This window comes from Morganella psychrotolerans, from assembly GCF_001676055.1.
Lineage (GTDB): Bacteria > Pseudomonadota > Gammaproteobacteria > Enterobacterales > Enterobacteriaceae > Morganella > Morganella psychrotolerans_B.
Map to the genome: position 1 here is coordinate 150,073 of NZ_LZEX01000001.1, position 18,988 is coordinate 169,060.

Genomic DNA, 18,988 nt, shown 5'->3' on the forward strand with positions numbered 1-18,988 from the left:
CTGTCGCTTTGCATGATGTCTTTATTCTTTTGTTTGTACCCGGTCGGGTCACAACAATGAAAGAATCCTCCGGTTATTAATATTGATACCATTTTTAACACAACTAATAGCGTTCAGCAATGCCGGCACTCATTATTTTTTAGTAAATAATTTTATTTTTTTAGTCAGTTACAAAAATGGCCACCTTCTTATTCAGAAGATGGCCATATTTAAGCAGCTCAAACCCACCGTTCACGGGTTTTTATGCGCCGGACTGTATAATTATTCCAGTTCGTTCCAGGAGTGCCCGTCACGGGCCATCATCGCAATAGAGGCGATAGGTCCCCAACTTCCCGCCTGATAAGGCTTAGGCGGTTCATTATCCAGTGACCACGCGTGCATAATGGAATCCACCCACTTCCAGGCTTCCTCCACTTCGTCACGACGGACAAACAGCGCCTGAATGCCGCGCATAGCTTCCAGCAGCAAACGCTCGTATGCATCAGCAATATGGGTCTGGTTAAAGGTTTCCGAGAAACTCAGATCCAGTTTTGTTGTCTGCAGACGATGCTTGTGATCCAGCCCCGGTGCTTTGTTCAGCACTTCAATATCGATACCTTCATCGGGCTGTAAACGAATAGTCAGTTTATTCGGCGGCAGATGCTGGTATGTCTCATTAAAGATATTCAGGGACGGCTGTTTGAAATACACCACCACTTCAGAGCATTTTGACGGCATACGTTTGCCGGTACGCAGGTAGAACGGCACACCGGACCAGCGCCAGTCATCGATATCCGCGCGGATCGCCACAAAGGTTTCTGTCTGACTGACGGTATTCGCACCCTCTTCATCCAGATAGCCAGGCACTTTTGTGCCATGAACAAACCCGCCCGTATACTGCCCGCGAACGGTTTTCTCCCGGACATTACTGATATCAATGGTTCGCAGCGAGCGCAGAACTTTCACTTTTTCATCGCGGATGCGGTCACTGCTCAGGTCATCCGGCGGCGACATCGCAATCATGGTCAGAATTTGCAGCAAATGGCTCTGCACCATATCGCGCATCTGACCCGCTTTATCAAAATAGCCCCAGCGCCCTTCAATACCCACTTCTTCCGCCACTGTTATCTGGACATGATCGATAGTCCGGTTATCCCAGTTATTCACAAACAGTGAGTTGGCAAAGCGCAGCGCCAGCAGATTCAGTACCGTTTCTTTTCCGAGATAATGGTCGATACGGTAAATCTGACTCTCTTTAAAGTATTTCGCCACTTCGGTATTGATGGCCTGAGAAGACTCAAGATCATTACCCAGTGGTTTTTCCATCACCACACGGCTTGGTTCTTTATTCAGATGCGCTTCACCCAGCCCTTTGCACATCGCACTGAATGTGCTTGGTGGCATGGCGAAATAATAAACAGCGGTATTTTTATTTTCCGCAATAATATTTGCCAGACTTTTGAAATGGGATAAATCATTCACATCAAGATTGCAGAATTCCAGACGGGCACTGAAGCGCGCCCACAGTTGCGGGTCCAGAGGTTCATTCAGGAAGGTATTAAAAGCATCTTCCACGAACTGCTGATATTCCTCACGGGACCATTCAGCACGACCGGCACCGATAATCCGGGTTTCGGCGTGGATATTGCCTGCTTTTTCAAGCTGGTATAAGGATGGAAGTAACTTGCGGCGTGCAAGATCGCCTTTGGTGCCGAAAATGACTAAATCACAAGCGGGAGCCGTTGCTGTCAACGCCATAAAAAACCTCTCCTCGTGGCATGGAATTGTAATTTTGTTACAGAGATAATGAATAATGTACCCGTTTGCGCCCGGTCAGTAAACATAAATGCGAGCCACCGCACATTCCGGCAGCCTTACGGGACAGTAGTAAATTGGAGACCTGCCACTATCTGATTTTCAGTAATATGTAATAAAATTACTTTTTTGATGCAAATTTACCGGAATGAAAGTCAGACACAGCTCAAACTTTCAAAAAAAAGCCGTATTTTCTGCCGGTTATCCGCGCCTCTGTCCCGGTTTACGTAGTATATTTTCAGAAAATAATGACAGCCTGTCGTGTCACACAGATCAATATAAAAGGCAAAGTGGTATGAATATTTTAGACCGGCTGCGTAACAGTCTGGATTATCTGAGTAAATCTGAAAAAAAAGTGGCGGAGACTATCCTGGGTGCGCCACAGATAGCCATCCATTCCAGCATTGCCACTCTCGCCAAAATGGCGGATGTCAGCGAGCCTACCGTGAATCGTTTCTGCCGCCGTCTGGATACCAAAGGATTTCCGGACTTCAAACTGCTGCTGGCACAAAGTCTGGCTAACGGCACGCCCTATGTCAGCCGCAATGTCGATGAAAATGACTCTGTTGACGCCTATACCGGTAAAATATTTGAATCCGCCATGGCGGGGTTGGATGCCGTCAGAAGCACGCTGGATATGCTGACTATCAACCGCGCCGTGGATTGCCTGACCCAGGCACGGAAAATCGCCTTTTTTGGCCTGGGCGCGTCAGCGGCCGTTGCCCATGATGCCATGAATAAATTTTTCCGTTTTAACATCCCGGTGATTTATTCTGATGATGTTGTTATACAACGCATGAGTTGCATCAATAGCACAGAAGGTGATGTCGTCGTACTGATTTCCCATACCGGCCGCACCAAAAACCTGGTTGAAATAGCCCGCATCGCCCGTGAAAATGATGCCACCGTGCTGGCAATCACATCAGAAAATTCACCGCTTGCCGCCGAAGCCTCTGTCACTATCATACTGAATGTCCCGGAAGACACGGATATTTATATGCCGATGGTGTCACGCCTGGCACAACTGACCATTATTGATGTTCTCGCCACCGGTTTTACCCTGCGCCGTGGTCCGAAATTCCGGGATAACCTGAAACGGGTCAAAGACGCACTGAAAGACTCCCGCATTGACAAACTCTGTTAATTCTTAATCATTTGTGTCGTTTTGACACATTTACTGCCGCTGACTGCAATTAATGTCACGAATTAGTAACATGGTGAATGATACGATATACCTGAATCACTGTTTTACGTTTGCTGACTCGATTTTTATTTTAATTACGCGATAATCAAACAGGAGTGAATCGATTTTACACTCACTATCCGGTGAATGATCCTCCGGGTGGAAGAGTGTTTTTATTAACACCATTTTTACCTTATTCAGGTCAACGGAGAAATGTATGTCAACACGTCTCAGAAGAACAAAAATTGTGACGACCCTGGGTCCGGCTACGGATCGTGATAATAATCTCGAAAAAATCATTCAGGCAGGCGCGAACGTTGTTCGCATGAACTTCTCTCACGGCAGCCCGGAAGATCACGTTGAACGAGCGGTGAAAGTCCGTGAAATTGCTGCACGCCTCGGTGTTCAGGTCGCTATTCTTGGCGATCTTCAGGGCCCGAAAATCCGCGTATCCACCTTTAAAGATAATAAAATCCTGCTGAATGTGGGTGATAAGTTCACCCTTGATGCTGAGCTGGGTAAAGGTGAAGGCACCAATGAGCACGTCGGTATTGATTACAAAAAATTGCCGGAAGATGTGGTTCCCGGCGATATTCTGTTACTTGATGATGGCCGCGTTCAGCTTAAAGTACTGGATGTTAAAGGCACAAAAATCATCACTGAAGTGACTGTTGGTGGTTTACTTTCTAATAATAAAGGCATTAATAAACAAGGCGGCGGACTGTCTGCAGATGCACTGACTGAAAAAGACAAGGAAGACATCAAAACAGCTGCCAGAATCAATGTTGATTACCTTGCCGTCTCCTTCCCGCGCAGTGCGGAAGATTTACATTATGCACGCCGCCTCGCGCGTGATGCCGGTTGTGAAGCACAGATTGTCTCCAAAGTGGAGCGCGCAGAAGCCGTTGCCACAGATCAGATAATGGATGAGATTATCCTTGCTTCTGATGTGGTGATGGTTGCCCGTGGTGATCTCGGCGTGGAAATCGGTGATCCGGAACTTGTCGGCGTCCAGAAAAAGCTCATTCGCCGCAGCCGTCAACTGAATCGTGTCGTTATCACGGCAACTCAGATGATGGAATCAATGATAACAAATCCGATGCCGACCCGCGCAGAAGTCATGGATGTCGCCAATGCTGTTCTTGATGGTACGGATGCCGTAATGCTTTCTGCTGAAACAGCAGCAGGTCAGTATCCTGCTGAAACAGTTGAAGCAATGGCACGCGTCTGCCTGGGCGCAGAGAAAATGCCTAACGTCAATATCTCCAAACACCGCATGGACATGACATTCGACAATCCGGAAGAAGCGATTGCGATGTCAACTATGTATGCGGCGAACCATCTCAATGGCGTGAAAGCCATTATCGCCATGACAGAATCCGGCCGTACTGCCCGTATGATGTCCCGCATCAGTTCCGGTCTGCCTATCTTTGCGATGTCGCGCCATGAAAAAACCCTGAACCAGACAGCACTTTACCGTGGCGTAACCCCGGTATTTTGCAGCACTCACACTGACGGCCTTGCCGCAGTAACTGAAGCGGTCAGTCGTTTGCGTGAAAAAGGCTATCTCTTACAGGGCGATCTGGTAATGGTCACCCAGGGGGATCAGATGGGTCTGGTCGGCAGCACCAATACCAGCCGTATTCTTGAAGTGAAATAATCACCTGAAGTTACAAACAAAACCGCCGGTCAGATGACCGGCGGTTTTTTTATGATTTGATAAACCACTCCGTCAGGGCAATTCTTTTCGCTTAAACCGCTGATACGGTTCTTCTTCACCATCACGGCGTGTCTTCAGCAGTTTCAGAATCCAGGTGTACTGCTCAATATTCGGGCGTACAAGTGCTTCCACTTCTTCATTCATGCGCCTTGCGATATACGGATCATCCTGCCCGTCAATATCATCCATCGGCGGACGCACATGAATATGAAACTGGTGATTTTTATGATCGTACACCGGAAACAGCGGAACAATTGCCGCTTTGCAGACTTTCATCAGCCGTCCGATAGCCGGCAGTGTTGCTTTGTAAGTACTGAAGAAGGGTACAAACTCACTGTGCTCCTCACCATGATCCTGATCCGGCAGATAATAACCACTGTAACCACTACGGACACTGGCAATAAACGGCTTAATTCCGGCTTCCCGTGAATGCAGACGTCCGCCGAAATGCACCCGCGCTTTGTTCCATAAATAGTCCGCCACCGGGTTTTTCTGATGATGGAACATGCCGGCGACTTTATTTCCCTGCGCAGCAAATAACATTGCCGGTAAGTCAATCGCCCAACCGTGCGGCACCATAAAAATAATATTACGCCCCTGCGCCTGCAGGCTATCAATAATATCCTGTCCGTGGACCTGTGTGCGGGAGATAACCCGCTGAGGATTACGCAGACAGAGCTCTGCCAGCATTACAAATGCATGAGGCGCACTGGCAAACATGTTATCCGCCAATGCCTCCCGCTCTGCTGCAGACATATCAGGAAAGCAGTAATAAAGATTAATCAGTGCCCTGCGGCGGGCACTTTTGGCTAAGCGTCCGGCAGCTTTACCAATACCGGCCAGCATAGGATCACGCAATTTAACCGGCAAAAACGTCAGCCCCGCCAGAGCGCCTGCCGCCGCCCACATTCCCCAGTATTTCGGGTGCAGATAGTGGCGGTGAAATGTCGGGATATATCCCGCTTTGCTGTCTGTATCGGTTTCTTTATTCACAGATGGACACCAATATTGAATTAAACATATATATCATGGCGTTATAACTATTTTAACGTATCATTATTAATTATTTATGATCAGATGTATACCCTTATGTATTCAAATGACACCGGGGATACATTAAGATTCGCTACAGCGGATGAACAGAACGCGGATACCTGAGTACCCGCGTTCACAAAAGGAGATATTAATTGAAGGTCAGTTGCGGGCGCTGCTGTTTAACCACAGACAGGTAATTCGCACGATCTTTACCGGACAATCCACCGGAGCGTGGTAATTTAGCCGTTAACGGGTTCACTGCCTGCTGTCCGTTCCAGACTTCAAAATGCAGGTGCGGACCGGTTGAACGCCCGGTGTTGCCGGATAATCCGACTTTGTCACCCCGTTTCACTTTCTGACCGGGTTTGACTAATAATTTACGCATGTGCATGTAGCGGGTCGTAAACTGGCGCCCGTGGCGGATTGCCACAAAGTTTCCTGCCGCACCGCTGAATTTTGCCACAACGACTTCACCGTCACCAACTGCCAGCACCGGTGTGCCGACCGGCATCGCAAAATCAACGCCTTTATGCGGCGCAACACGCCCGGTTACCGGGTTTACACGGCGCGGATTAAAGTGAGAAGAGACACGGAACTGTTTGCCTGTCGGGAACCGCAGAAAACCACGCTCCAGGCCATCACCTTTGGCATCATAAAAACGGCCGTCTTCTGCACGGAAGGCATAATAATCACGTCCGTTAGTATGCAGACGGATAGCCATCATCTGGCTCTGTTCCTGTTTACCGTCCAGCATTTCGCGCGACGTTAACACCGTAAAACTGTCGCCGTTTTTCACCCGGCGCACATCCACCTGCCATTGCAATGCTTTAGCGATATCCCGCACTTCGCTGCGGGTTAAACCGGCTTTACTGACACTGGCATTCAGGCTGCCGCTGACTTTTCCGGTGATGCGTTTTGTCTGCCACTCACCTTCACGGGTTTCTTTGGTTTCTTTAAATCCGTTATCACTGCGGACGTAGGTCCGGGTTTCACGACGGTTAACCGTCCAGCTCAGGGATTTCAGCTCACCGTCTTCGTTCAGTTCCCAGGCAAGAGTCTGCCCGATCTGAAGATTACGCAACCCTTTGTATTTGTTTGATAACAGTGCCACATCAGATGAATCGATGCCGTATTGCGTCAGAATGGCGGACAAACTGTCGCCGTTTGCAACGGTATATTCCAGCGATGTCGGAATGACAGTATCAGTCGGTGATGATTCATCGACATCATCAGACTCTTTTGCCAGACCTTCATCCGGTAACTGGTCGCTGCTGTCAGTAATGATATCATCGGTATCAGCATCGGCCTGAATAGTGCTGAGATCCGCAGGCGGCGCAAAATCTGATTCAATATACTGTTCGTTATCGGAGGTCCGCTCGTGATATACAGCAAACGGGTGCCAGACAGCGACACCCAGAGTTGCGGCAGTTAACATTCCCAGCATCATACGATGCGCTTTCGGTAACTGGTTGTATACCAGAACGGCGGATTTTGCCATTTGCTGCAATTGCACGCGTTCTGTTCCTTATTTATTTCTCCAGGCAGGATGCGTACTGCGTCGATAACCGGGACAGGAACTCGGTATAACCGTCCCTGCCCACTGCAATTGCGCTGCCCAGCGGGTCCAGTACGCCCATCTTCGCGTTCGTACCTTTGGCTACCGCTGTAATCACTGCCGGCCTGAATTGTGGCTCAGCAAACACACATAATGCGTCTTGCTCAGCCAGCTTTAATTTGATGTTGCTGAGTGTCTGAGCTCCCGGCGAAATCTCAGGATTGATCGTAAAATGCCCTGAAGGCGACAGATCGAAGCGTTTTTCAAAATAACCGTAAGCATCATGAAAAACAAAATATCCCTTATTTTTTACCGGTGCCAGTTGCTGAGTAATATTCTTCTCAGTTTCAGTAAGTTGTCCATTGAATTTACGCAGGTTTACGTCCAACGCAGATTTTTTATCCGGATAACTCTCAAGGAGTTTATTATAGACAACCTGAGCTGTTTGCCGCGCAATATCCGGCGATAACCACAGGTGCATATTATATACTCCGTGGTGATGATGTTCGTCGTCATCGTGGTCATCATCTTCATTGTTTTTCAGCAAAAACGGCCTGACTTGCTCAAGCTCACTGATAACAATCTGTTTTTGCGCCGGAACAGCCGCTAACGGCTTTTGCAAAAAGGTTTCCAGCTCAGGCCCGACCCATATAACCAAATCCGCCGACCGGATTTTTTTCAGATCAGAGGGTTTTAGTGCATAATCATGGGGCGACGCGCCATCAGGCAATAAAATCTGTGTGTCCGTTACGCCATCAGCGATAGCGGCTGCGATTAATCCGACAGGACGTAATGATGTTAACACATCCGCACTGGCGGTTTGTGCGCTTAAACTCAAAAAAGTGGCAATAAACACCGTTTTTATACCGCGCCGTGACTGATGTAACATAATTTAAACTCCGTGACATGATTTTAGTAATGTTATATTATAACGTTTCACTCATTCTGCAAGATAACAATTTCCCATGTCAACACTTATCGCAGTAAATGATGTATCCGTTACTTTCGGCAGCAATACCGTGCTGAACGATATTTCATTTGCATTAACACCGGGCAAAATCATCACCCTTCTCGGCCCCAATGGTGCGGGAAAATCCACGATCGTCCGTGTTGTTCTCGGGCTTATCGCGCCGTCATCTGGCTCGGTGACGCGTGCACCCGGGTTAACCGTCGGCTATGTTCCGCAAAAACTGTATCTTGACCCGACCATGCCCCTGACCGTTGCCCGCTTTCTGCATCTCAAACGCGGTGTCAGCAAAACAGATTGCCTGACAGCACTCGGACGGGTAAATGCCGCGCATCTGACAGACAAACCCATGCAACGCCTCTCGGGTGGTGAAATGCAGCGCGTACTGCTGGCACGGGCACTGTTAGCCCGTCCTCAGTTGCTGGTTCTGGATGAACCTACCCAGGGTGTGGATGTGAATGGTCAGGTGGTATTGTATGATTTAATCACTCAACTGCGTGATGAACTAAACTGTGCCGTATTAATGGTTTCCCACGATCTGCATCTGGTGATGGCAAAAACAGATACCGTGCTCTGCATTAACCGCCATATCTGCTGCTCCGGTGAGCCGGATATTGTTGCGGCACATCCGGAATTTACAGCGATGTTCGGCACACGTGCCGCCACACAAATCGGCGTTTACCGTCATCATCATAACCACAGTCATGAAAATGGCGCAGCCGTTTTATCCCCTTCTGCGCCCTGCTGCGGTAATCATTCACCTGTAAGCGGATCACCGGACAGTGCCGCGGAGTGCCGCCATGATTGAGTTACTGTTACCCGGCTGGCTCGCCGGTATGTTACTGGCCATTGCCGCCGGTCCGCTCGGCTCATTTGTGGTCTGGCGCCGGATGTCCTACTTCGGGGATACTCTGGCACATGCGTCACTGCTGGGCGTCGCTTTTGGTTTATTGCTCAATGTCAGTCCGTTTTATGCGGTGATAGCAGTTACGCTGATCCTGGCGCTGCTGCTCGCCTGGCTGGAGCGCCGCCCGCAACTGGCGGTTGATACCCTGCTGGGGATTATGGCACACAGTGCGCTGTCACTCGGTCTGGTGGTGGTCAGCCTGATGTCGGATGTCCGGGTGGATTTGATGGCTTATCTGTTCGGTGATTTGCTGTCAGTCACTTATGAAGATTTGCTGCCGATAGCCGTTGGTGTGATGATTGTCACCGGTTTACTGTTATGGCAGTGGCGAAATTTATTGTCAGTGACGATAAGTCCTGAACTGGCGTTTGTTGATGGTATACAACCCGGTCGCCTGCGGATGATGCTGATGTTAGTCACAGCGCTGACTATCGGGCTGGCAATGAAATTTGTCGGTGCACTGATTATCACATCATTACTGATAATTCCTGCCGCTGCTGCCCGTCGCTTTGCGCGGACACCGGAGCAGATGGCAGCCGGTGCGGTAATTACCGGCATGATTGCGATTACCGGCGGATTAGCGTTTTCTGCCTTTTATGACACACCTGCCGGTCCGTCAGTTGTGCTGTGTGCAGCATGCTGCTTTATTCTGAGCCTGCTGGTTAAACCTAAAAACTAAAACACTGTATACCCTTATTCATTCAAACTGCAGGTTCGTTGGCCGCACTCAGCCCGCCTGCAGCCTGAATGACGTTGGGTATATATAAATAAAAACCCCCGTCAGTACACACTGCGGGGGTTTTTGTTAATAACCGGCGGGATGATTACAGGCCGGTAACCGGATGGATTGACCGGCGTTTTTTCGTCTTCGCCATCGGACGATGAACTTTTTTCTCTTCTGTTTTTTCTGTTTTGTTGCTGCGGCTGACCGTGTAGCCCTGAGCTAACTTATCAAGGAATTCAATAAGTTTCTCATTCATTTCGCTGTAACTGTGGCGGCGGATAGCACTCGGTGTATCAACAAAGCGGTAGTTTGACGCGGATTTCAGGTCATCTTCACTGTTAAGGATCAGGTATTCAACCACATCGCGGGTGAATTCCATGTGACACTGAAAACCAAACACCTGATTACTGTAAGCGACAATCTGTCGCGGGCATCCGGCACTGAACGCAATAATTTGTGCATTTTCAGTGAGTCCCGGCATATCGTTGTGCCAGTGACCAACCCCCAGAGAATCCCCGAAATTCGAGAAAAGCTGGCTTCGTTTTCCGGCATTGGTGATATGCATCGTAAACTTGCCTATCTCTTTGTCAGGGCTTTGTTCATACGGCGCCCCTAATGCTTCACCGATAAGCTGTGCGCCGAGACAGACACCAATAACGGCTTTATTTGCCGCAATAGCGCTTGCAATAAAGGCCTGCTCTTTTTTCGAATCGAAATAAGAGCATTCAGCCGTTGTTGTTGCCGGGCTTTGCGGGCCCCCCATCACAATCAGAAAATCAATACCGCTGACACTGTCAGGCAGCTTATCACCTTCATAAAGACGGGTGAATGTGACGTTGAATTTGTTCTTCCGTGCCCAATATTCGTAAGCGCCCGGCGCTTCAAAATAGTCATGAATGATAAAATGAACGCGCATAGTCAGTTCCTTTTCAACTATATAGAAATTATCCTTTCTACAATACAGGGTTACGACTATGCATGCCAATTTTTAAATATCGAATAATCACCAATTACAGCGAATTACTCCCGGAATAATCCCCGGAAAAAACATTTAATTATCATGAGTACAAAAAGATAAGCATATAATGTTTAATTGACTGATTATTGGTCAGCTGAATTTCATTATTCCGCTTATTGGTTTCCGTGATGTTCAATCCCGAAATGGCGATAAGCGTGTATTGTCGCCAGTCGTCCGCGCGGTGTCCTCTGAATAAACCCCTGCTGAATTAAGAACGGCTCAATCACATCTTCGATAGTTTCCCGCTCTTCACCAATAGCTGCTGCGAGGTTATCCAGCCCGACCGGGCCGCCCATAAATTTATCAATAATAGTAACTAATAACTTACGGTCGAGATAATCAAACCCGGCGGCATCCACACTCAGCATATCCAGCGCCAGCCCGGCGATAGATTCATCTATCGACCCGTCACCTTTCACCTGGGCAAAATCCCGCACCCTGCGTAACAGGCGGTTGGTGATACGCGGTGTCCCTCGTGAGCGCATCGCTATCTGGCGGGCACCTTCAGCAGACATATCCACGCCCATAAAATGGGCGCTGCGGCTGACAATATGTTGTAAATCATCCACATTATAAAACTCAAGCCGCTGGACAATACCAAAACGATCACGCAGCGGAGAGGTCAGAGAGCCGGCCCGGGTTGTCGCGCCAATCAGGGTAAACGGCGGCAAATCAATTTTAATCGAGCGGGCAGCCGGACCTTCGCCGATCATAATATCCAGTTGGTAATCTTCCATTGCCGGATACAAAATTTCTTCGACTACCGGCGATAAGCGGTGAATTTCATCAATAAATAAGACATCGTGAGGTTCGAGGTTCGTCAGCATGGCGGCCAGATCACCGGCTTTTTCCAGTACCGGGCCTGATGTTGTACGCAGATTAACACCCATTTCATTGGCAACAATGTTTGCCAGTGTGGTTTTTCCGAGCCCGGGCGGGCCGAAAATCAACAGATGATCAAGCGCATCTCCGCGCTGACGTGCCGCTTCGATAAAAATTTCCATCTGTGAACAGACCTGCGGCTGACCCACATATTCCGCCAGTAATTTCGGACGGATTGCGCGATCCACCACTTCATCATCCGGTAATATTTCTGCCGTAATCAGTCTGTCTGCTTCAATCATGACCTGTCACTCCGTTCTGCCATCATCGTCTTGTCGTTATATTTACAGCGCAGCGCGCAGTGCTTCGCGGATCAGTGTTTCACTGTCAGCACCCGGTTTGGTTACTTTCGCAATCATCCGGCTGGCTTCCTGTGGTTTATAGCCCAGGGAGATCAGTGCCTCAACAGCTTCAGATTCCGCATCTGCCTGCGTATTACCTGCCTGCTGACTTGCCGGCAGTGACATTTCCGCATCACGGAACAGGTCGCCGTTAAGCCCTTTAAAGCGGTCTTTCATTTCAACAACCAGGCGCTCGGCAATTTTTTTACCGACACCCGGTAATTTAACCAGCTGAGCTACCGCGCCCTGCTCAATCGCCGCAACAAATTGTTGAGCGGACATTCCGGAGAGGATAGCCAGCGCCAGTTTGGGTCCGACGCCGTTGACTTTGATTAATTCACGGAACAGCGCACGTTCCTGTTTATCATTAAACCCGTACAGCAACTGTGCATCTTCACGCACAATAAACTGGGTGAACAGAATGGCTTCCAGTCCCACATCCGGCAGTTCATAAAAGCAGGTCATCGGCATATGGACTTCATAACCCACACCATTCGTTTCTAATAATACGATAGGTGGCTGTTTTTCCAGCACAATACCTCTTAATCGTCCGATCACGCGCGTTTCCTTTATAATTACCGGCAGTGCCCGTTTATAACATAAAAAAAGCTGGACGTATATCCAGCTGTCAGAAAATTCAGTTTACCACGCACAGATAACGGGAGGTTACTCTTTCAGCCGCCCGCGCGCCATCACCAGGCGAGGTTGCCCCATCTGTATTAAATTCTGATTGAAATGACAGTGAGTAATAGCAATCGCCAGCGCATCGGCGGCATCAGCCTGCGGCGCGGCCGAGAGTTTGAGGATAGAGCGCACCATGTGCTGCACCTGCGCTTTCTCTGCGGCACCCGTGCCGGTAACTGATTGTTTGACCTGACGGGCGGCATATTCAAATACCGGAATACTGTTATTAACCGCAGCGAGAATAGCCACGCCACGCGCCTGCCCGAGTTTCAGGGCTGAATCGGCATTTTTAGCCATAAAGACCTGTTCGATGGCAAAATTGTCCGGCTGATATTGTGTGATGATTTCGCTGACACCGGCGTAAATTTTTCCGAGCCGGGACGGAAGATCTGCGACCTGAGTGCGGATACAGCCGCTGCCGATATACAGCAACCGGCGGCCCTGCTGGCGGATAACACCATAACCGGTCACCCGGGAGCCGGGATCAATACCCAGAATAATGGACATAGGAGAACCGCGTATTAGCAGAAAGATGACAGAGAGATACACCATGTGCATCTCTCTGTAAAGGGAAGACGATTACAGCAGTGCTGCGATTTCGTCAGAGATTTCGCCGTTGTGGTAGACTTCCTGAACATCGTCAGAGTCTTCCAGCATATCAATCAGGCGCATCAGTTTTGGTGCTGTTTCTTCATCAAGATCCGCTTTGGTGGATGGGATCATAGACACTTCAGCTGATTCCGCGGTAAACCCGGCGGCATCCATCGCATCCTTCACATCACCAAGCGATTCCCATGCGGTATACACATCAATAGCACCGTCATCAAAGGCTTCAACGTCTTCCGCACCAGATTCCAGAGCGGCTTCCATCACAGCATCTTCATCCAGACCCGGTGCATAAGAAATTACACCTTTACGGGTGAAGAGATAGGCTACAGAGCCGTCAGTACCTAAGTTACCGCCGGTTTTGGTGAACGCGTGGCGCACATCAGAAACCGTGCGTTTACGGTTGTCAGTCAGGCATTCCACCATTACCGCAGTACCACCCGGGCCGTAACCTTCGTACACAATGGATTCCATGTTATCGTTTTCATCGTTACCCGCCCCGCGTGCAATCGCACGGTTCAGGGTATCGCGGGTCATATTATTTGATAACGCTTTATCCACTGCCGCGCGCAGACGTGGGTTAGATGCAGGATCAGGACCACCAATGCGGGACGCCGTGACTAATTCACGAATGATTTTCGTGAAAATTTTACCGCGCTTAGAATCCTGAGCTGCTTTGCGGTGTTTGGTGTTGGCCCATTTACTATGACCTGCCATTCTCTAATCTCCAAATTAAGTCTTTACGACGTTCATTCATATTGATCCGCTGCCATTGCGGGAGGTTACACTGTGTGTACCCCGCCCGTCCCTGACTGACAGACGAATTCTTCAATTGCATCCCCGTTACTGGGTGAAATGGTTTTCCCGGCGGCATCTTCCGCCGGCAGCCATTCATACGCCAGATGTTCCGTCAAAGGGATCGCCCTCGGCGCGGGTAAGCGTAACATAAACCAATGTTCCGTATTGTGCGTCACCTCAGGTGCGTAGCGATGACGAAAATGCGGAAAAATAGTATAAATAACGGTGCGCTGACAATCCGTCAGTTGCAACCGCTCGGTCATTATATCAATACCGGTTTCTTCTTTTACTTCCCGGACTGCGGCCTGCCGGGGAGTTTCTGCCGCTTCCAGACTGCCGGTGACTGACTGCCAGAATGCAGGGTCATCACGGCGCTGTAACATCAGAACACGCCCCGTTTCCTGCTCATAAATTACCACCAGCACGGATTCAGGGCGCTTATAAGCCATCAGATCAGTCGCTTTCTTTCTGCGTAACGGCAATCGCCAGTTCTTTCAGCGAATCAGGCGCAGCAAAACTCGGGGCATCCGTCATCAGACAGGCTGCTGCCGTAGTTTTAGGGAACGCGATGACATCACGGATATTTTCAGTCCCGGTCAGCAACATCACCAGGCGATCAAGACCAAAGGCCAGACCTGCGTGCGGTGGTGTGCCGTATTGCAGTGCATCCAGCAGGAAGCCGAACTTCTGGCGCTGCTCTTCCTGAGTGATCCCCAGAATGCCGAATACAACCTGCTGCATTTCATTGCGGTGAATACGCACTGAACCACCACCCACTTCATAGCCGTTAATGACCATGTCGTATGCGTTGGCAATTGCGTCTTCCGGCGCATCTTTCAGCTCTTGTGCTGACATATCACGCGGGGATGTAAACGGATGGTGCATCGCGGTCAGACCGCCTTCGCCGGTTTCTTCAAACATCGGGAAGTCAATCACCCACAGCGGACGCCAGCTGTTCAGGTCAGTGATACCAAGGTCGCGGCCGGTTTTCAGGCGCAGCGCACCCATTGCATCCGTCACCATCGATTTGGCACCGGCACCGAAGAAAATAATATCGCCGGACTGTGCATCAGTGCGTTCCAGAATAGCTTCAGCCGTTTCTGCTGTCAGGAATTTGGCAACCGGAGACTGAACGCCTTCAAGACCGAGTGAGCGGTCGTTGACTTTCATCCACGCCAGGCCTTTCGCGCCATAAATCCCGACAAATTTGCCGTATTCATCAATCTGCTTACGGGTCATTTCTGCCCCGCCGGTGACACACAGTGCCACAACGCGACCTTTCGGATTGTTGGCTGCATCGGCAAAAACAGAGAATTCAGACTCTTTGACCAGATCCGCAATATCGGTTAACTCTAACGGGTTACGTAAATCCGGCTTATCAGAACCGAAACGACGCATTGCTTCCCCGAATGTCATGACCGGGAAATCACCGAGGTCGACATTAATAATGTCATTCCACAATTCGCGGATCATTTTTTCCATGACGCCACGGACCTGATCTGCGCTCATAAAGGAAGTTTCGACATCGATCTGGGTAAATTCAGGCTGGCGGTCAGCACGTAAATCTTCATCGCGGAAACATTTCACAATCTGATAATAACGGTCAAAACCGGACATCATCAGTAATTGTTTGAAAAGCTGCGGAGACTGCGGCAACGCATAGAATTTGCCTTTATGCACGCGGCTCGGCACCAGATAGTCACGCGCACCTTCCGGTGTCGCTTTGGTCAGCATCGGGGTTTCGATATCGAGGAACCCTTCGCCATCCATAAACCGGCGGACAAACCCGGTTACCCGCGCACGGGTTTTCAGGCGGGTTGCCATTTCAGTGCGGCGCAGATCCAGATAACGGTATTTCAGACGCATCTCTTCGGTATTGGTCTGATTGCTGTCGAGCGGTAACGGCTCTGACTTATTAAAAATGGTCAGACCATCTGCATGCACTTCCACACTGCCGGTCGCCATCTCTTTATTAATTTGATTTTCAGGCCGCGCGCGGACAATACCGGTAATCTGAATACAGAATTCATTACGTAATTCTGATGCCGCGGCAAATGCGTCTTTTTGCTCAGGATCGAAAAAAACCTGAACGATGCCTTCGCGGTCACGCATATCGATAAAAATCAAACCCCCGAGATCACGACGACGGTTTACCCAACCACTAAGGGTTACTTTTTGACCGATGTGAGCACTGTTGAGCTGCCCGCAATAATTAGTACGCATACGATATCCTTTTGTCCGCTATTGTGCGTTTCTGCAAAATTTTGGCATGGTTCTTTTATGAAGAAATGTCAAAAAGGCCACCATTATAGTGGAAAACTCCTGATGAGATAAGAGCAAACCGCACATCTGCGGCAGAGAATTCTCTCACTAATTGATAATTTTCAAATAATTCAGTTTACACCCGACGTCATTCAGAATGCAGGCAGGCTTTACTCCGCCAACGAATCTGTGGTTTGAATGGATAAGGGTATAGATTAATATTATTTATTGTGACCTTATCTGCTTTGAGGTTTATCATTGTTTTGCTGTTTCAATTGACCATGAGGGGAAAAATGGTTAGTTCTCTTTACATTATACTGGGTGCGCTGCTGATTATTAAGCTGTCACTCGATGTTATAAAGTTACGGACACTTTACCGCGTTGCCTATGGCGACGGCGGGTTTTATGAATTACAGACTGCGATTCGCGTACAGGGCAATGCGATTGAATACATCCCCATTGCTCTGCTGCTGTTACTGGTGATGGAACAAAATGGCGCACAGGTCTGGATGGTGCATGTCTGCGGTATCATCCTGATCCTCGGACGTCTTTTTCATTCATACGGACTAAAGCACCGTGAGTACCGCTGGCGGCGCTCCGGAATGATCGCCACTTTTACCTCAATGATACTGATGGTTCTGGCAAATATCTGGTATCTGCCCTGGCAGCAGATTTTTTCACCCTATATGTGAGTGGCCCGCACGGACATAACACTTTCTGCACCGGGGCGGCTCTGTTAGAATACGCGCATCTTTTTGTACTGCAGACCCGAGTTATGTCCAAAGAAATTCCGGATTTACCGCAGGATATGTTATTTGCGGCCCCTATTGCCCAGCTTGGTGACTGGACGTTTGATGAAAAAGTTGCGGATGTTTTCCCCGACATGATCAAACGCTCAATTCCCGGGTATTCCAATATTATTGCGATGATCGGTATGCTTGCCGGTCGTTTTGTCACGCCCGGCTCTCAGGTGTATGACCTTGGTTGCTCGCGGGCTGCAGCCACCCTGTCCGTCCGCCGTAATATCACAGATAAAACCGGCTGTCGTATCATCGCCGTGGATAACTCCGCGCCGATGGTTGAACACGCCCGCCGCCATATCGAAGGCTATAAATCCCCTGTCCCGGTTGAGGTGATTGAAGGGGATATCCGTGATATTGCCATTGAAAATGCCTCAATGGTGGTACTCAATTTTACCCTGCAATTTCTCGCCCCGGCGGATCGCCAAACGCTTCTGCATAAAATTTATCAGGGATTATTGCCCGGCGGTGTACTCGTACTGTCCGAGAAATTCAGCTTTGAAGATACTCAGATTGGCGGATTGCTGTTCAGCATGCACCATGATTTTAAACGGGCCAACGGCTACAGTGAGCTGGAAATCAGTCAGAAACGCACCATGCTGGAAGATGTCATGCTGACCGACAGCGTGGAAACCCATAAAACACGGCTGAAACAGGCAGGATTTGAACATTGTGAAGTCTGGTTCCAGTGCTTTAATTTCGGGTCGCTGCTGGCGGTAAAAGAGAAATAACATGATTGATTTCAGTGATTTTTATCAGTTAATTGCAAAAAATGAACGTCTGAGCTGCTGGCTGGAAACCCTCCCCGCACAGTTGGCTCAGTGGCAGCGGGAATCTCTGCACGGCTACTATCCGGGCTGGGTCAAATCTATTGAGAACCTGCCGGATATGACCCCGCACACACTTGATCTCAAAAACAGTGTCACCGCAACGCGGGTGCCTGAACTAACTGACGGTGAAACCCGGCGGATAACAAATATCCTGCGTAACCTGATGCCGTGGCGCAAAGGCCCGTTCTCTCTCTATGGCGTTGATATTGATACCGAATGGCGCTCGGATTGGAAGTGGGAACGTGTGCTGCCGCATCTCTCTCCGCTGGCGGGACGCACTGTGCTGGATGTCGGCTGCGGTAGTGGTTATCACATGTGGCGAATGGTCGGTGTTGGCGCGGAACTGGTGGTCGGTGTCGATCCGACACAGCTTTTCCTCTGTCAGTTTGAAGCGGTGCGCAAGCTGCTCGGCAATGATCAGCGCGCACATCTTCTGCCGCTGGGTATTCAGGAGCTTCCTGCCCTGAAAGCCTTTGATACTGTTTTCTCCATGGGCGTTCTGTATCACCGCCGTTCCCCGCTCGACCACCTCTGGCAGTTGAAAGATCAGTTGGTCAGCGGCGGCGAACTGGTGCTGGAAAGCATTGTCATTGAAGGTGATGAACACCAGTGTCTGATCCCGGGTGACCGCTACGCACAAATGAGTAATGTGTACTTTATTCCGTCCGCGAAAATGCTCGCCGTCTGGCTGGAAAAATGCGGTTTTGTGAATGTGCGGATTGTTGATGAATCAACTACCTCCACAGATGAACAGCGCCGGACTGAGTGGATGATCAATGAATCACTGGCGGACTATCTTGATCCTGAGAATAAGCTGCTGACCGTCGAAGGTTATCCGGCTCCCCGCCGGGCGGTTCTGATTGCACAAAAGCCGGAATAATC

General features: G+C 49.4%; 17 protein-coding genes and 1 pseudogene. 7 read left to right on the plus strand and 11 right to left on the minus strand.

Annotated features, from left to right (window positions below; translation table 11 throughout):
• Window positions 1-261 precede the first annotated feature (261 nt).
• The gene (gene zwf / locus AYY17_RS00710) at window positions 262-1,737 is read right to left on the minus strand and encodes a glucose-6-phosphate dehydrogenase (protein ID WP_067420490.1); all 1,476 of its coding nucleotides are present in this window, start codon (window positions 1,735-1,737) and stop codon (window positions 262-264) included.
• A 352-nt stretch (window positions 1,738-2,089) separates the two neighbouring features.
• Between zwf and AYY17_RS00715 the strand changes: the two genes are divergently transcribed.
• Together AYY17_RS00715 and pyk are read left to right on the plus strand one after the other, a co-directional pair.
• A complete protein-coding gene (locus AYY17_RS00715) occupies window positions 2,090-2,938 on the plus strand; it encodes a MurR/RpiR family transcriptional regulator (protein ID WP_067399925.1) in 849 nt (282 codons plus the stop codon).
• A gap of 256 nt (window positions 2,939-3,194) precedes the next feature.
• Window positions 3,195-4,637 carry a pyruvate kinase gene (gene pyk, locus AYY17_RS00720; protein ID WP_067420491.1) on the plus strand — a complete coding sequence of 481 codons (1,443 nt, stop codon included), beginning with the start codon at window positions 3,195-3,197 and terminating at the stop codon, window positions 4,635-4,637.
• A gap of 72 nt (window positions 4,638-4,709) precedes the next feature.
• Here pyk and lpxM read toward each other — a convergent pair whose 3' ends face one another.
• From lpxM to znuA, 3 genes are all read right to left on the minus strand, one after another.
• Window positions 4,710-5,690: a lauroyl-Kdo(2)-lipid IV(A) myristoyltransferase gene (gene lpxM, locus AYY17_RS00725; RefSeq protein ID WP_067420493.1), complete on the minus strand. Its 981-nt coding sequence runs from the start codon at window positions 5,688-5,690 to the stop codon at window positions 4,710-4,712.
• A gap of 190 nt (window positions 5,691-5,880) precedes the next feature.
• Window positions 5,881-7,239, minus strand: coding sequence for a murein DD-endopeptidase MepM (gene mepM / locus AYY17_RS00730; protein ID WP_067421268.1), 1,359 nt, complete (start codon window positions 7,237-7,239; stop codon window positions 5,881-5,883).
• Between the two features lie 22 nt (window positions 7,240-7,261).
• The gene (znuA, locus tag AYY17_RS00735; protein WP_067420494.1) at window positions 7,262-8,176 is read right to left on the minus strand and encodes a zinc ABC transporter substrate-binding protein ZnuA; all 915 of its coding nucleotides are present in this window, start codon (window positions 8,174-8,176) and stop codon (window positions 7,262-7,264) included.
• 76 nt (window positions 8,177-8,252) lie between these two features.
• On the opposite strand from znuA, the gene znuC reads away from it, so the two are divergent.
• On the plus strand, window positions 8,253-9,062 hold the full coding sequence (znuC, locus tag AYY17_RS00740; RefSeq protein WP_067420495.1) for a zinc ABC transporter ATP-binding protein ZnuC: 810 nt from the start codon (window positions 8,253-8,255) through the stop codon (window positions 9,060-9,062).
• Complete coding sequence (gene znuB, locus AYY17_RS00745; protein ID WP_067399938.1) at window positions 9,055-9,840, plus strand: zinc ABC transporter permease subunit ZnuB; 786 nt, start codon at window positions 9,055-9,057, stop codon at window positions 9,838-9,840. Before znuC ends, znuB begins: the two co-directional genes overlap by 8 nt.
• A gap of 238 nt (window positions 9,841-10,078) precedes the next feature.
• On the opposite strand, the pseudogene AYY17_RS00750 reads toward znuB, so the two are convergent.
• The 7 genes and pseudogenes from AYY17_RS00750 to aspS form a co-directional block, all read right to left on the minus strand.
• Window positions 10,079-10,801: pseudogene (locus AYY17_RS00750) on the minus strand (type 1 glutamine amidotransferase); the annotation flags it as partial.
• 215 nt (window positions 10,802-11,016) lie between these two features.
• Window positions 11,017-12,027: a Holliday junction branch migration DNA helicase RuvB gene (ruvB, locus tag AYY17_RS00755; RefSeq protein ID WP_067420496.1), complete on the minus strand. Its 1,011-nt coding sequence runs from the start codon at window positions 12,025-12,027 to the stop codon at window positions 11,017-11,019.
• Window positions 12,028-12,069: 42 nt separating this feature from the next.
• On the minus strand, window positions 12,070-12,684 hold the full coding sequence (gene ruvA, locus AYY17_RS00760; RefSeq protein ID WP_067420498.1) for a Holliday junction branch migration protein RuvA: 615 nt from the start codon (window positions 12,682-12,684) through the stop codon (window positions 12,070-12,072).
• Window positions 12,685-12,792: 108 nt separating this feature from the next.
• The gene (gene ruvC / locus AYY17_RS00765) at window positions 12,793-13,317 is read right to left on the minus strand and encodes a crossover junction endodeoxyribonuclease RuvC (protein ID WP_067364693.1); all 525 of its coding nucleotides are present in this window, start codon (window positions 13,315-13,317) and stop codon (window positions 12,793-12,795) included.
• A 72-nt stretch (window positions 13,318-13,389) separates the two neighbouring features.
• Complete coding sequence (locus AYY17_RS00770; protein WP_067420500.1) at window positions 13,390-14,133, minus strand: YebC/PmpR family DNA-binding transcriptional regulator; 744 nt, start codon at window positions 14,131-14,133, stop codon at window positions 13,390-13,392.
• A gap of 65 nt (window positions 14,134-14,198) precedes the next feature.
• Window positions 14,199-14,663 (minus strand): dihydroneopterin triphosphate diphosphatase, encoded by a 465-nt coding sequence (gene nudB / locus AYY17_RS00775; RefSeq protein WP_067420502.1) that lies wholly within the window; start codon window positions 14,661-14,663, stop codon window positions 14,199-14,201.
• 4 nt (window positions 14,664-14,667) lie between these two features.
• Entirely contained in the window at window positions 14,668-16,437 is a 1,770-nt protein-coding gene (aspS, locus tag AYY17_RS00780) for an aspartate--tRNA ligase (protein ID WP_067420504.1), read from the minus strand.
• A gap of 332 nt (window positions 16,438-16,769) precedes the next feature.
• Between aspS and AYY17_RS00785 the strand changes: the two genes are divergently transcribed.
• The 3 genes from AYY17_RS00785 (at window position 16,770) to cmoB (ending at window position 18,986) form a co-directional block, all read left to right on the plus strand.
• Window positions 16,770-17,168, plus strand: coding sequence for an MAPEG family protein (locus AYY17_RS00785; RefSeq protein WP_067420506.1), 399 nt, complete (start codon window positions 16,770-16,772; stop codon window positions 17,166-17,168).
• 83 nt (window positions 17,169-17,251) lie between these two features.
• Window positions 17,252-18,007, plus strand: coding sequence for a carboxy-S-adenosyl-L-methionine synthase CmoA (gene cmoA, locus AYY17_RS00790; RefSeq protein WP_067421270.1), 756 nt, complete (start codon window positions 17,252-17,254; stop codon window positions 18,005-18,007).
• 1 nt (window position 18,008) lies between these two features.
• The gene (cmoB, locus tag AYY17_RS00795; RefSeq protein ID WP_067420507.1) at window positions 18,009-18,986 is read left to right on the plus strand and encodes a tRNA 5-methoxyuridine(34)/uridine 5-oxyacetic acid(34) synthase CmoB; all 978 of its coding nucleotides are present in this window, start codon (window positions 18,009-18,011) and stop codon (window positions 18,984-18,986) included.
• Window positions 18,987-18,988: the final 2 nt, after the last annotated feature.

Excerpts from the sequence above, each read along its gene's own strand:
- znuC (WP_067420495.1), top strand. The coding sequence starts at position 8,253 with ATGTCAACACTTATCGCAGTAAATGATGTATCCGTTACTTTCGGCAGC.
- znuB (WP_067399938.1), top strand. The coding sequence starts at position 9,055 with ATGATTGAGTTACTGTTACCCGGCTGGCTCGCCGGTATGTTACTGGCC.
- ruvB (WP_067420496.1), bottom strand. The coding sequence starts at position 12,027 with ATGATTGAAGCAGACAGACTGATTACGGCAGAAATATTACCGGATGAT.
- znuA (WP_067420494.1), bottom strand. The coding sequence starts at position 8,176 with ATGTTACATCAGTCACGGCGCGGTATAAAAACGGTGTTTATTGCCACT.
- AYY17_RS00785 (WP_067420506.1), top strand. The coding sequence starts at position 16,770 with ATGGTTAGTTCTCTTTACATTATACTGGGTGCGCTGCTGATTATTAAG.
- zwf (WP_067420490.1), bottom strand. The coding sequence starts at position 1,737 with ATGGCGTTGACAGCAACGGCTCCCGCTTGTGATTTAGTCATTTTCGGC.
- aspS (WP_067420504.1), bottom strand. The coding sequence starts at position 16,437 with ATGCGTACTAATTATTGCGGGCAGCTCAACAGTGCTCACATCGGTCAA.
- cmoA (WP_067421270.1), top strand. The coding sequence starts at position 17,252 with ATGTCCAAAGAAATTCCGGATTTACCGCAGGATATGTTATTTGCGGCC.
- AYY17_RS00715 (WP_067399925.1), top strand. The coding sequence starts at position 2,090 with ATGAATATTTTAGACCGGCTGCGTAACAGTCTGGATTATCTGAGTAAA.
- nudB (WP_067420502.1), bottom strand. The coding sequence starts at position 14,663 with ATGGCTTATAAGCGCCCTGAATCCGTGCTGGTGGTAATTTATGAGCAG.
- ruvC (WP_067364693.1), bottom strand. The coding sequence starts at position 13,317 with ATGTCCATTATTCTGGGTATTGATCCCGGCTCCCGGGTGACCGGTTAT.
- AYY17_RS00770 (WP_067420500.1), bottom strand. The coding sequence starts at position 14,133 with ATGGCAGGTCATAGTAAATGGGCCAACACCAAACACCGCAAAGCAGCT.
- pyk (WP_067420491.1), top strand. The coding sequence starts at position 3,195 with ATGTCAACACGTCTCAGAAGAACAAAAATTGTGACGACCCTGGGTCCG.
- cmoB (WP_067420507.1), top strand. The coding sequence starts at position 18,009 with ATGATTGATTTCAGTGATTTTTATCAGTTAATTGCAAAAAATGAACGT.